Source organism: Aquimarina sp. EL_43, from assembly GCF_943422735.1.
Taxonomy (GTDB): domain Bacteria; phylum Bacteroidota; class Bacteroidia; order Flavobacteriales; family Flavobacteriaceae; genus Aquimarina; species Aquimarina megaterium.
Map to the genome: position 1 here is coordinate 2,427,573 of NZ_CALSBR010000001.1, position 14,234 is coordinate 2,441,806.

11 protein-coding genes are annotated in these 14,234 nt (G+C 32.1%); 6 read left to right on the top strand and 5 right to left on the bottom strand.

The genetic code is table 11. The features are described from left to right. Window positions 1-700 precede the first annotated feature (700 nt). The 3 genes from NNL09_RS10430 (at window position 701) to NNL09_RS10440 (ending at window position 4,657) form a co-directional block, all read left to right on the top strand. Entirely contained in the window at window positions 701-1,429 is a 729-nt protein-coding gene (locus tag NNL09_RS10430; protein WP_196911163.1) for a LytTR family DNA-binding domain-containing protein, read from the top strand. 2 nt (window positions 1,430-1,431) lie between these two features. Beyond that, the gene (locus tag NNL09_RS10435; protein WP_196926517.1) at window positions 1,432-3,369 is read left to right on the top strand and encodes a tetratricopeptide repeat protein; all 1,938 of its coding nucleotides are present in this window, start codon (window positions 1,432-1,434) and stop codon (window positions 3,367-3,369) included. 130 nt (window positions 3,370-3,499) lie between these two features. Then, window positions 3,500-4,657: a hypothetical protein gene (locus NNL09_RS10440; RefSeq protein WP_196911161.1), complete on the top strand. Its 1,158-nt coding sequence runs from the start codon at window positions 3,500-3,502 to the stop codon at window positions 4,655-4,657. 85 nt (window positions 4,658-4,742) lie between these two features. Here NNL09_RS10440 and NNL09_RS10445 read toward each other — a convergent pair whose 3' ends face one another. The 4 genes from NNL09_RS10445 to NNL09_RS10460 are packed head-to-tail and all read right to left on the bottom strand — an operon-like array spanning window position 4,743 to window position 11,387. Continuing rightward, entirely contained in the window at window positions 4,743-8,240 is a 3,498-nt protein-coding gene (locus tag NNL09_RS10445) for an efflux RND transporter permease subunit (protein WP_025667565.1), read from the bottom strand. 6 nt (window positions 8,241-8,246) lie between these two features. Then, window positions 8,247-9,413 carry an efflux RND transporter periplasmic adaptor subunit gene (locus NNL09_RS10450; RefSeq protein ID WP_025667566.1) on the bottom strand — a complete coding sequence of 389 codons (1,167 nt, stop codon included), beginning with the start codon at window positions 9,411-9,413 and terminating at the stop codon, window positions 8,247-8,249. Between the two features lie 7 nt (window positions 9,414-9,420). Continuing rightward, window positions 9,421-10,782, bottom strand: coding sequence for a TolC family protein (locus NNL09_RS10455; RefSeq protein ID WP_196911160.1), 1,362 nt, complete (start codon window positions 10,780-10,782; stop codon window positions 9,421-9,423). Between the two features lie 5 nt (window positions 10,783-10,787). Continuing rightward, entirely contained in the window at window positions 10,788-11,387 is a 600-nt protein-coding gene (locus NNL09_RS10460; protein WP_025667568.1) for a TetR/AcrR family transcriptional regulator, read from the bottom strand. 183 nt (window positions 11,388-11,570) lie between these two features. Here NNL09_RS10460 and NNL09_RS10465 point away from each other — a divergent pair, with 183 nt between their 5' ends. The 3 genes from NNL09_RS10465 to NNL09_RS10475 all read left to right on the top strand — a co-directional run bounded on the left by NNL09_RS10465 (window position 11,571) and on the right by NNL09_RS10475 (window position 13,586). Further along, the gene (locus NNL09_RS10465) at window positions 11,571-12,545 is read left to right on the top strand and encodes a polyprenyl synthetase family protein (protein WP_196911159.1); all 975 of its coding nucleotides are present in this window, start codon (window positions 11,571-11,573) and stop codon (window positions 12,543-12,545) included. Further along, entirely contained in the window at window positions 12,538-12,891 is a 354-nt protein-coding gene (locus NNL09_RS10470; RefSeq protein WP_254514242.1) for a hypothetical protein, read from the top strand. Before NNL09_RS10465 ends, NNL09_RS10470 begins: the two co-directional genes overlap by 8 nt. A gap of 68 nt (window positions 12,892-12,959) precedes the next feature. Further along, on the top strand, window positions 12,960-13,586 hold the full coding sequence (locus NNL09_RS10475) for a hypothetical protein (RefSeq protein WP_025667571.1): 627 nt from the start codon (window positions 12,960-12,962) through the stop codon (window positions 13,584-13,586). A gap of 9 nt (window positions 13,587-13,595) precedes the next feature. On the opposite strand, the gene NNL09_RS10480 is transcribed toward NNL09_RS10475, so the two are convergent. Beyond that, entirely contained in the window at window positions 13,596-14,120 is a 525-nt protein-coding gene (locus NNL09_RS10480; RefSeq protein WP_025667572.1) for a hypothetical protein, read from the bottom strand. Between the last annotated feature and the right edge of the window lie 114 nt (window positions 14,121-14,234).

A 14,234-nucleotide genomic window follows, 5' to 3' on the forward strand; every position in this document is an offset into this window, starting at 1 on the left:
AAAATTAACAAGGCAATAATACTATATACGAGTCTCATTTTTCGAGACTGGGATTTTTTTTTAAAACAGATCTTAATCATTAGTTGAATTAAATTCTATATTGTGTAGATTTTATAATGAATTCATAACGATTAATGTTAGAATATAAAACAAATAATAGGGATGAAACTTTGTTGTTGATTATAATCTGTTTTTAAGTAAAATGAGGTCAGAATTTCTAAGAATTTGCTAAAATAGAATTACTGTCAAAAAGTGACATAATTACTGCGAAAAAGTGAAATCAATTATGGGATAGGAATTCCTAATTTCGTCGCATAATACAAACTCACTTATATTAAGGATAGTCAGCAAGTGAGAAATAAAATTATTTTCCCCAGACGGCTTTTATACAATAGTATAGAAGCCGTTTTTTTTAATTATGGATACTGTTTTGTAATATCAGAAATTTCTCTACCTCTTTTTTAGATTCATTCACCCCGAAAACTACACCACTTGCCATATTGATTTTGTTGCTATTGATGTGTCAAATAAGTTTGTGTATCTAAAAACAACAAAGACGATGAATAGTATATTTTAAAAAATGTGCGTTTTTATTGTTTGTAATCTGTTCTGTCAATCTTGTAAAATATTAATACTTTTTTAATACTGACAGGTTGGTATTTAAATAGCTTTGTAGCTTAAAGCAAAGAGAGTTATTTTTATGATAAAGAACAAAAAAGTACTAATCGTCGAAGATGAGTTTTCAATTGCATTAGATATTAAAATTAGCTTAGAGAAATTAGATTATGTTATAGTGGGGATTGCAAGTACTTATAAAGAAGCAATAAAATATAGTGAAGAAACTATACCGGATATTGTTATCATGGATATTAATATTTCGGGAGATAAAAATGGTATCGATGCAGCAGAAGATATTTATGTGAAATATAAAATTCCAATTGTTTTTCTTACTGCTAATGGAGATGATACTATATTTAAAGAAGCTTTACAATCCAAACCTTTTGGATTCTTATTAAAACCCTTTAATATAAAAGAGTTGTCTTTTACGCTTCAAATAGCCTTGCAAAAACAAGTTGAGAATAAAAGTTCCGGAGTTATGCTCCCGAATAATAAAGTATCAGATACTCTATTTGTTAAGGATAAATCTCAGCTTATACGTGTTAAAATAGACGAAATTTTATGGGTAGAAGCTATGGATAATTATACTCAAATTATTACCAGAAATAAAAGAGTTGTGGTAAATATGTTTTTGAAAGAATTCTATGAAAAAGTACCCCAGGATAAATTCTTGAGAATTCATAGATCATATATGGTAGCATTAGATAAAATTGATAAAATAGAAAATAGGTTTGTCTTTATTGGGGATAAAAATATTCCGATAAGCAAGGCATATAAAAGTCAATTATTAGAACGATTAGATATTCTATAAATATGAAGGAAATAGTATGTTTTTTAGAGAGATATAGTTCTCTCTTTTTTTTATTTTTTTATGTCTCGGTAATTGCACAAACTGATAGTTTAGAACAAAAACTGGTGACAGCATCTAAACAGGAAAAAATAGAAATCTATAAACAATTAGTTAATACATATAGCAAGATAGAGATAGAAAAAGCCCTTGACTATGCTAGGCAAGGATTAGAATTAGTGAATGATGAATATACTAAGGATACAGGGTTTTTTTATTTAAGAATGGGAAATTTCTATAATGCTAAATCAGAACATGAAAAGGCATTGTTTTATAATAAAAAAATGCTAGAGGTTGCAAAAAGATTACAATATAAATTGGGAGTTGCAAAGAGCTATCAAAATATTGGAGTGACCTATGTGAAAATGGGGAATTATAACCAGGCTCTGGATAATTATTTAAAAGCACTTAAGATCTATGAAACACTGGAGGAAGAGAATTTTATTGTAGGAATAACAGGTAACATAGGCTCTTTATATTCTTGTCGACTGAAAGATGATGAGAATGGGTTGATATACTATAATAAGGCATTAACATTATCTAAAAAGATTGGGAACGAAAAATTTAGAGCTCATATTTTAGGGGCTGTCGGTGAAATGTATATGCGTCAAAAAGAATTTGAAAAGGCAAAAAATGTATTAGAAGAATCTATTAGTATTGCCAAAAAAACAAATTACCCAGAAGTTATTATATCAGGATATAATAACCTATCTCAAATAAATGTAGAAGAAAAAAAATTAAATGAAGCAATAGAATATACTAAAAAAGCATTACAGATTCGAGTAGAAAGAGGGTCTTCAGAAGATATTACATTATCATATTTAACATTGGGAGATATCTACGATAAACTCGAAAATATTAAAACAGCAACATTCTATTATGATAAGGCGTTGTTGGCAGCTACAGAAACAAAAGCTTTACCACAATTATCAAGAGTATACCAAGCACTTCATAAGTATTCTAACAAAAAAATGGAATATAAAAAAAGTTATGAATACCTATTAAAATACAATACAGTTAAAGATTCATTATTTTCAGAAGAAAAGCATAAACAGCTCCGAGAAATACAAGCAAAGTTTGATTTAGAAAACAAAGAAAAAGAAGTCGAAATACTAACCAAAGAAAATAAGATAAAAGTTTTAGAGAATGAAAATCAGAGAACTACACAAATTGTATTGATAGCAGGATTAGTAGCACTAATAATAGTATTGGTAACACTATTGTATGCATACAAAAACAAGCAAAAAACCAATAGAATTCTTGCAGAAAAAAACAGTAAAATATCTCAAACCCTCAAAGATCGAGAAATACTATTAAAAGAAGTACATCATCGAGTGAAAAATAACTTACAGATTGTATCTAGTTTACTAAGTCTTCAGGATAAATTTAGTGAGCATAAAAGTGCTGCAGAGATTTTACAAGAGATTCAGGACAAAATACAGGCGATGGCAATTATTCATGAAAAACTGTACAAGTCTAATGATTTATCCTTGATTAATTTACAGACTTATTTAGATGGTTTGCTAACTCATTTCAAGACCAGCTATCAGCTTTCTGAACGAAACATAACTATAGATAGAACAATAGAAGATATTAATTTAGATATGGATTATCTGGTTCCTTGTGGTTTAATTGTTAATGAGATTATTGCAAATAGTATTAAGCATGCTTTTCGGGATAATCAGGGAGGACAAATTAGTATAGAAGCTTCTAGAAATAAAGACCAATGTGTTCTTACTATAAAAGATACAGGAGTTGGTTTTCCAGAAGATTTTGAGATTGAAAATAGTCGATCTCTTGGAATGCAACTCATACAAGGGTTAACTCAACAAATTAACGGATCAATACATATCATTTCTAATCCGGGGGCTTACTATACTATTGCATTTAATATCGCCACGTAATCTAGAAAAACGAATCAGCTTTACCCTGTATTTTAATACATTCACCAAGTAAAGAGTGTGATGTACCATATTAATTTAGAAACCATATAAAAGGAATATAGATTTGCTTGATAAATTTAAAAAACAAGCAATGAGACATATTATTAGATTATCAAACATTGGAAGTGTTATTTTCTCTGTATTGTTTATGATTAGCTGTAATTCTAATGATGATGATTCTACGGTTCTAACACCTGGGATTACTATAGAAGAAGGGAAGCTTAAAGACTTTCCATTATTTGGAATACAATACAAAGAAATAAATATTGTTGATCCAGAGATTGTAGAAAATCAAGAAGTGAAATATGGAGACATTAAAATTACAGTATCTAGTACAACTTCTTTAGATAATATAAGTGCATCTATAACATCGGCAGAGCTCAACCTGAGTAAGTTTAGTATTTCTCCTGGTAATGAGATCGGATTGTCATATGACGATCAAAAGATAAATGTATATACAATTACAAACGCTACAGGTGATAAAGAGGAGTTACTTCATTATAATGTTAGTATTGTAAAAGAAGTAGAACCAGTACCAGAAACTCTAAAAATAACAAACTTCACCTTTGAAAAAAGTAAAAACCCAAGTTTGCCAAATGATATCATGATTTCAAGAACTATTGAAGATACAGGAAGAGATATAATATATCTTTTTGTCCCGTTAGGTACCGATTTTACAAGTTTAATACCCACAATTACCTATGATGGAACAAAACTTTTTTATACTCAGGATTCTTCTGTAGCGCCTGTAGACATGGATGCAGAATATCCTGAAGGAAATGCAAGTATTGATTTTAAATATCCTAAGAATTTTATATTAGCAGTTAAGGATAAGAATAATGATAAACTTAGAACTACTAAGGTAATTGTTGATGTAATAAACCCTCTTAAAATAGAAACAGTATCTATTACGACCCCAGATGCGACAGAAGGTAATTCAGAAACATTTACGGTTACAAAGTGGATTAATCAAGGAAATCATATACTCGAATATGAAAAAGCTACTACTTATGAAAATCAAGAGCCTATAACTCCTACCAAAGTGATTACAGCTCGTAGAATTTTACCTTCAGGAGGATTAATACCTGGAGAAAACAGAGATGTATTGGTAACAGTAAATTCTAGAGATTACCCAGAAGGGACGTATAAAACAACAGCAGTATTTTACCCCAGTATAAAATATAATAAAGGAATTGATGATTTATTAGAGCCTGTAAAACTAAGCATTACTTCAAGAATCGTTAAATAAAAGAGTAATTTTTAGGAGTATAAAAACTAAACAAAAAAGTCACGGTATAAGCCGTGACTTTTTTTGTAATCAATTTTATAAAATGTTATGCTGTTGCAGTAACTACAGGTACCGCAGCAACTTTCTTTTTGCTAAATCTAACCTTTATACGATGTACAATAAAGAATAAACAGGGTACAATAATTAAAGTTAAGAATGTTGCAATAATCAATCCATATATAACTGTCCAGGCTAATGGTCCCCAGAAAATTACATTATCACCACCTAGGTATATTTTGGGATCTCCTGTGCTAAATAGGGAGAAGAAATCTAAATTGAATCCGATAGCTAGCGGTATTAATCCCAATACAGTGGTAATTGCTGTTAATAGTACCGGTCGTAAACGAGCTTTACCACCTCTAATAATAATTTTCATTACCTCATCATTAGGCAGCAATTCTTTTTCCAGTACATTGTGTTCTACTTTTTTACGATCGATCAGTAACTGCGTATAATCGAGAAGAACTACCCCATTATTTACAACAATCCCTGCCAATGAGATAATACCCATCATTGTCATCATAATCACAAAAGAAGCTCCGGTAACTAATATACCTCCAAACACTCCGATAAAACTCAAGAAAATAGCAATCATAATAATGGTAGGCTTAGAAATAGAACTAAATTGAAATATTAGAATCAACATGATAAGTCCTAGTCCAGAGAAAAATGCTCCCATCAAAAATGCCATCTGTTTACCTTGTTCTTCTATCTGACCCGTATAATCAATCTTTACTCCTCTGGGTAACGTTATAAAGCTAGACATCTCGGTTTGAATCTGAGATACAATTGCTCCTGCATCCGTAAACCCTGGTTGTAAACCAGAATATACCGTTACGACTCTCTTGGTATCTTTATGCTTTACAGCACTAAATGAAGAAGTGTTTTTTTGTGAAGCTACGGTAGAAACAGGTATTTCTTTTAGTTTTCCTGAAGCCGGATCTCTAAAGGTGATATTTTGATTAAAGAGTGCGCTTGTATTATATCGATTATCTTCATTAAATCGAACATAGATGTCATAATCTTCACCTTCTTTTTTGTATACACCTGCTTTTTCACCAAAAATAGAACGACGTAGTTGATTTCCTACCTGGCCGGCAGAAACACCTAATTCTCCTGCTTTTTCACGATCAACAACAACTTGCATAGCAGGCTTGCCTTTATTAACGTCAATTTTTAATTCCTCGATACCAGGAATATTTTTTTCGTTAATAAAGTTACGCATCTGTTCTGCAATAGTAATTAACTCATCATAATCAGGGCCTTCGATTTCAATATTGATAGGATATCCGGCAGGAGGACCTACAGGATCTTTCTCTACAGAGATAGCTACACCAGGGTAAATTCCTTTTAAAGATTCTTGTACCTTTTGACGTAATATTTCAGAGTCTTTTCCTTTTCTATATTTAAACTCTCTCATGGTTGCCGTAATCTTTGCTTTATGAGGCATTTCGGCATTACTTCCTCCATCGGTCTGAGGATTTCCTGCACCTTCTCCCACTTGAGAGACTGCAGATTCTACAAGAAAATTATGATTCTCACCTTCTAAATATTCTGATTCGTTGATAACAGCATAAACACGTTGCTCAATTTCTTTAGTAATGGCATTAGTTTTTTCTATATCCGTCCCTTGAGAATATTCTACATAAACCACAATTTGATTTGGCTTGTTATCCGGGAAAAATTCTACTTTGGTACGCTGACTTCCTATTGAGCCGCCAAACATTGCAAATACAACAAATAGTAAAATAAATGTACCAATAGTAAAACCATAAGCTCTCCATCCCTTTAAGGCATAGGTTAAAAAACGTTGGTATTTATTTTCAAGCCATGCAAGGATTCTTCTTTGGAAAAAATTGGCGGCACCTTTTAATACATATTTATATACCCAAAACATAGCAGCGGTAAAAATCATAAGACTACCTAATCCACTTACAGCTCCACCAAATATTAGTATAAAAATCCCAATACCTCCTAAAATGATACTTAATCGAATCAATTGTTTTACGGTCAATACTTTTTCACCAACTTCCATAAATTGTGAAACCAACATAGAGTTAATGAATATTGCAACGAATAGAGAGGACCCCAATACTACCGATAATGTAATAGGGAAATAGATCATAAACTGTCCCATAACTCCTGGCCACATTCCTAATGGAACAAAAGCTGCCACTGTAGTTAAAGTGGAAATGATTATCGGAAATGCAATCTCTCCTATACCTTTTTTTGCTGCTTCTATTCGAGACATCCCTTCTTCTTCCATCAAACGATATACGTTCTCTACTACTACGATACCATTATCTACCAGCATTCCTAACCCCATGATTAATGCAAAAAGAATCATTGTGTTCATCGTATATCCCAGAGCAGATAGAATCATAAAAGACATAAACATAGACATTGGTATCGCAAACCCTACGAACAATGCATTTCTAAAGCCTAAAAAGAACATCAAAACTCCAACGACCAGGATGATACCAAAAATGATATTATTAACCAGGTCGCTTACTTGATTTTCAGTTTTTTCAGATTGATCATTTGCTACTGTAATTTCTAAATCCTTTGGGAACACATTTTCCTTAGCCTCGTCAAGAATTCCATTTATTTTCTCTACAGCTTCGATCATATTTTCCCCAGAACGTTTCTTTACATCCAGCATAACTACATTATGGCCAAATTCTCTTGCATAAGTAGTTTTGTCTTCTTCTTTAAAACTTACTTTGGCAATATCTCTTAGATAAACAGCTCCGTCCTGAGATTTTACTACAAAGTCATCTAATTGCGAAGGGCGGTCAATTTCTCCCAGGATTCGTATTGTACGTCTTTGTCCACTAGCGATCATGTTTCCTGCAGACATAGTCATGTTCCCATTACGTATGGTATTGATCACATCGTCAAAACTCACTTTGGCAGCCATCATTTTGTAGATATCTACAGCAACTTCTACTTCTTTTTCCTGAGCACCACGAATATCTGCTTTTTTGATTTCTTTAAGATCTCCTATTTCGTCTTCAAGATATTCTGCGAATTCTTTTAGTTTACCTACCGGATAATCTCCCGAAATATTAATATTCATTATCGGAGTTTCCTCAGAAATACTCAAATCAAAAACATTAGGTTCTACTTTGGCACCATTAAAAGTAGGCCAGTCTTCATTTGCTGTCTCAGAATCTACTTCGTCTTTTACTTTTTGCTTTGCAGCAGGCACAGAGAGTTTTTCATCAAATTCTACAGTTATAATAGCGTAATCTTCTTGCGAAGTCGATAGAATCTCTATTACATTACTTACACTTTTTAACTTGTCCTCTAATGGATCTACTATTAAACGTTCAATATCTTCTGCAGTATTTCCGGGATAAGGAACACTAATGTAAATTTTGGTTTCATTGATTTCAGGAAAATTTTCTCTAGGCATAGAGAAATATGCAGAAAGTCCTAAAACCAAGAATATGCCAATCATTACATAAATAGTAGTTGGATTATTTATCGCCCAGGACGATAACTTAAATTCCTTATCTACCTTTTTCTTGTTAACTTCCATAGATTGTTAGTTTAAAATTTTAACTTTCTGACCATCTTTTACACTTCTGGCACCTTCACTAATAATAGCATCCCCATTATTAATGCCTTCTGTAATCTCAATAAGATCTCCTTGTGTCTTCCCTGTTTTTACAATTACTCTTCTAGCTTCAGCTATGTTTTGAGCATCTTTACCAGAGGTAACATAAGTATATTGATCTCCTTCTGCATTTTCAGAAATAATACTTTGTGGTATTAAGATCGCTTTTTCATTAGTATAATCATTGATTTTTACCTTGGCTGTAAGGTTTGGTTTTACAGTTCCTCCATTTGAAGGAATACCAACTTCTACCATAAAAGAACGATTGTTTGGATTGATATAATTACCTACTTGACGAATTTTTGTGCTAATTGTTTTTCCTAGAACCGGGAAATATACTTCTACATTTTTACCCATAGTAACACTTGGGATATAACGTTCTGGTACCTCGGTTTCAATATACATATCATCCAGGTTAACTATACGTATCAGTGCTGTTTGCCCTGGAGAAACTACACTTCCTTGTTCTGTAATTACATTATCAATAACTCCAGAAAATGGAGCAGTTACAGTTGTCTTAGCCAATTGACGTTTGATCTGATTTACTACGTTTTGCTGTGCTTCAAAATTTGTTTTAGCTTCGAGATATTGAATTTCTGAACCTATTTTTTGCTCCCAAAGTCTTTTTTGGCGATCAAAAGTCGTTTTAGCTAATTGTGCCTGCACTTCTACTTGAGACAATTGCTGACCTAATCCACCATCATCAATTCTGGCAAGTAATTGACCTTTGGATACTTTTTGTCCTTCTTTCACGTAAACTCTGGTCAGGATCCCACTCATCTCAGGATATAGAACTAAGTTTTTCTTGGTTTCTACATTTCCTTGTAACTCCAGATAATGATTAAATAGTGTGTCTTTTGCTGTGATTGTAGTTACCAAAGGAAGTCTTTTTACAGAATCCAAAGAGGCTATTGCTTCATCCAATTGTTTTAATTGATCAGCAACGGCTTGTTGTTTGGCTGCTATTTCGGTTCTTTTGGCACGTATTGCTTGTAGATTACCGTCTTCTATAATTTTATCGATAGACTTTGTATTGTTTTGTCCACATGAAATGATAAGAAGTGATATAGATAATATGGTAAGTATCTTTTTCATAATATGGTTAATTATTATTTGGTGTATTTAAAATCGTTTCTAGTTCAGCCTTTTTGTTGATAATGTTAAGCATAGCATTCAATACTTCATTCTGAGAAGAGTATAGCTGTAATTGTGCTTGTCTTAATTCAAAACTAGAGGCAAGTCCTTCTGTGTATTTAATCTGATTTTTTTTCTCTATTCGCTCTGCTAGTGTGAGATTTTGCTTTGAAGTATTATAACTTTCCATCGAAAATTTATAATCACTTATTGCGGTATCATACTTAAGTTGTATTTCTCGTTGAATTCTCAAAAAATCGGTTCTCGATTGTTCGTCAGCTATTCTGGCCTGTTGCGTTCTGGCACTTCTCTTTAAAGAACTGAAAATCGGAATCTTCAGGCTTGCTCCCAAAATAGAAGATTGAAACCAACGTTGATCACTATCCAAAAAAGTAAAAGAATTACTATTGGCTTGTGTACCATAATTAACAAAAGCAGACAAAGACGGAAGTGCCCTACTTTTTTCTAGTTTTAACTCTAACCGCGTTTGTTCGGTAAGAAGATATGCTAATCTGTAATCTATATTATTTTCTATGTTAAATGGTTTAGCGATAACAGATTGATCCATGTTTTTTAAAGCAAGACCATCTAAATTATCAGAAAGCACAATATTCGAATCAACAGGTACTCCAAGAGTTAAATTAAACATTTGCATAGCGATTCTTTCTAACCGTTCTGCATTACTAAACTGATTCTTAATCTGTAATAAAGTAATTTGTAGTTGTTCTACATCTTCTTCTTCGGCCAGACCATTCTCGAAAATCTTCTTTGTTTCCAGATAATTTTTCTCTAGAGTAGCGACATTGTTTTTAAGAATCTTTACGCTTTCCTGAGCGACAAGTACGCTTCCATATGCGTTAACAACACCTTTACGGACTTCGAGTTGGGTTTTTTCTTCAACATCATTGTTATATTGTAAAAAACTCTTTGCTGCTTGTAAACCAACTAAATAAGAACCGTCAAAAATAAGTTGACTTAGAGTTGCTGTTGCCGATGCTTGTTGTTTTGTTCCAAAAACAACAGGAACAAAAGTTCCAGGCTCTCCGCCGGTAACTTCTCCTGGTAATAGCGAAACAGGTTGCTTTAATTGATTTTGATAATCGACCAATGCACTAATTTGAGGAAGACCATCTGCTGTGGTTTCCCATTTTCTTTTAAGTGCTTTTGCTACATCACGTCTTGCATTAATAGATTGATAACTGTTTTTTAATGCGAATTCTATCGCCTCATCTAGTGTAAAGGAATATGAAGAATTTGCTGGTGGTTGTTGAGCTAATATTGTGGTTGTAAATAACCAACCCAAACAAATTAACCAAAGGTTGTTTCTCATAGATATTACTCTTTTATTAGTAGATTGTTTAAAATTTCTAATCCTTTTTTTGTGGCAATGCCCCTAACATGATATTCCAGATAATCTGCCATAAGTTGAGTTATAGGGAATTTTTGCATCGGAAACATTTCTTGATCCTTTATTCCAATTGCTCCAATAAAATATATTCTTGAAATAAATTGGATGTCTATGTTTTTTCTAAAAACATCTTCATTAATTCCTCGTTCAAGATTTTCAATAACACATTCTTGCATCATATCAAATTGTCGAGCTTTAAGAGCCTTATATATCTTAGGATAATATTTTTGAAGCTGGTATTGTGGGGCGGTCTTTTCATTTTTAAGATGTCTTAATACAAAAGCTTTAATCTCATATAGCTCTTCTATTGGCCCATTTTTTTGATCTACAATAGCGTCTATTCCATCAGAAATAGTACAAAAAAGATGATCTGTAGTTGCCTTTACCAGTGCTGTTTTATTTTGAAAATGTGTGTAAATTGTCTTTTTAGAAATTCCCATTTCGGTAGCGAGATCGTCCATAGTGACACTCTTAAAACCCAAATTCAAAAACATATCATTAGCTTTTTCTATTATTTTGTCTTTCATTAAAGGGATTCATTTTTTTGCCAAATGTACACACGGAAACTTTAAAAACAATAAAAGTTTCCTGAGTTTTACAAATTTTTAACATTACGCCCAGATTTTGATCAATAAAATGTTTTAGATACGAGATTATGATTAGCATTAGTTTTTTAAAAAGTTTCAATTACTTTAGCATAAAAAAATACTGTGCACACAATTTCTGATTATCAGAGGTGTTTTTTAGAATATCTGTCTAAAAAAACGATAACTAAAGAGCCCAAGAATCTTTATGAACCAATATCCTATATTCTTAATCTTGGTGGTAAACGATTGCGGCCGATTTTGGTGTTAATGTCTTCTGAAATTTTTGGAGGAGATTACAAAAAAGCTTTAGATGCAGCATTGGCTATAGAGATTTTTCATAATTTTTCCTTAATACATGATGATATAATGGATGATGCTCCTCTTAGGAGAGGAAAAGAAACTGTTCATGAAAAATGGGATATAAATACAGGAATTCTTTCAGGAGATGCGATGTTGATTAATGCTTATCAATTGTTTGAAAATTATGAAGGAAATACTTTTAGAGAACTGGCTAAACTATTTACCAAGACAGCAATAGAAGTATGTGAGGGGCAACAATATGATATTGATTTTGAAACCAGAGATGATGTAACTATTCCCGAATATATCCAAATGATAGAATATAAGACGGCGGTTTTAGTTGGCGCAGCGATGAGAATGGGAGCTACCGTTGCTAATGCTTCAGAAGATTGTAGGTCTTCGATTTATGATTTTGGAAGATTATTAGGATTAGCATTTCAACTTCAGGATGATTATTTGGATGCTTTTGGTGACCCTAAGACTTTTGGTAAACAAGTAGGAGGAGATATAATTGAGAATAAAAAAACTATTTTATATCTAAAAGCTTTGGAATTTGCAAGTGAAGAGGAACGTAAGCAATTAAAAGAATTATTTTCTCTTACTCCTAATGACCCATCTCAAAAAATAGATATTATAAAACATCTTTTTGAGACCACCGGGGCAAAAGATAAAACACGATTAGAGATTGAAAAATATACGAATAAAGCATTTTCGGTTTTAGAAACTCTCTCTATTACAGAAGATAAAAAAGCGATATTGAAATCATTTGGAGAAAAATTAATGAATCGAAGTGTCTAACAGATATAGTCTTATTACTGCAAAGCAATTAATTGATGAGGTTTCTAATTCTGATTTGTATCCTCAGTTTCTGGCGCAATTACAAAAAGATCTGAATCGTGCAGGGATTGATTATGATATCAAAAGTAAAACACCTCAGGATCTGTTTTCTGAAGTGGCGTACTTGCTTGTTGAAAAATTACAGAACGCTTTTAATGAGTACCTTAATTTGTTGTATGCTGTAGATGTCTCTGAAACTAAGATAAGAAGCCTGGATTCTGAAGATAGTGTTGATATTGCAGAATATGCTGCGTATTTGATTCTAAAGCGAGAGTGGCAAAAGGTTTGGTATAGAAACAAAGGATGAGATTCTATTGATCAAAAATTTATCTTAGATGTAAAATAGAATGTAGAATAACTAGAAATCTTAAACGTATGAAGTTCTATAGTAGCATTTTCTTATTTTTCGTATTAACCATTAATTATGGTCAGGATCTTTCTCAAGATAAAATAAACATTTCTTATGAAGAGTTTTTGAGAGAAGTTGGTAAAAAAGAAAGAGACACTTTGATTAAACAATTATCCAAAAGATATCATTGTTCAGAATATTTCTCAGGGAACATTTACTATTATTATAAAAATGATCAATTAAAATTGATAAAGCATATCTATAAGCAAAACTGGGATAATAGTTTAGAATATTACTATATCGAAAATGATACACTACAGTTATTTACAACGTTTACCGAGATTATTCGATCTAATACTCGTTATACCAAGAGCGAAAGAGAAACGTCTTTTTCAATGGAGAAAGTGTTAGATGTTACCGAGAATCGAACATTTTTACGGCAAAATCGTATTGTAATGTGTCATGAAAGGAAGGATATGAAAAAACAATCAGAATGGGATCAGGATTTTTTTAATACGCTTAGTTTTAAAAAAGTAGATTGTACTACAGATGCTGAAGATCTACGATATAAATATAGGACACTTCGCAAAGCTGAAAAAAAACTCGTGAAATATGGAGGAAAACCACATAATTGTATTTTTTATTTGTGGTAAGACAATTCTTTAGAAAAACACACTAACAAAGGGTGTGTAGGCGCTTCCGTAGATACTTTTATTGCTATCATAAAGGAGGTCATAACGAATACCAACACTTACATTACCTATACGATAACCACCACCAATAAATAGCGACGGATACCAATAATTTTCTTTCAGGTCCTGTGCGTTTTCAATTTCAAGAGTTCTCGAAACTCCCATCTCCTGAAACTCAAGTGAGAGTCTGATTTCTCGTATTGGGCTATAAAAAGCAAGTATACTTCCTCCATAATTGGTCGCTGTAAAATTGTTAGATTCGATATATCCAAAACTAACTCCCATTCCGGCAGCAAATTGTTCATTAAAATTATATAGTACTGATGGTTCGATTACTCCACTAAAAGTATCATTGCCAAAACCAATTCCCAGATTGCCTCCAAAACTAACATTGGACCAAAAATCATCGTTTTGAGAATAACTTTTTTGTAAGGAAAATAAAATTGAAAGAACTAAGACAAGGATTTTAATATTTTGATGAACATTTACTTTCATTGTTAATTTTATGAAAAATTATAATATAAATATAAATAATTCGATACCTAATATACCGTAATTATTGTATTTTTGTGGCGTTTTATTATTTAAAAGACAGTTGAATACTTACAT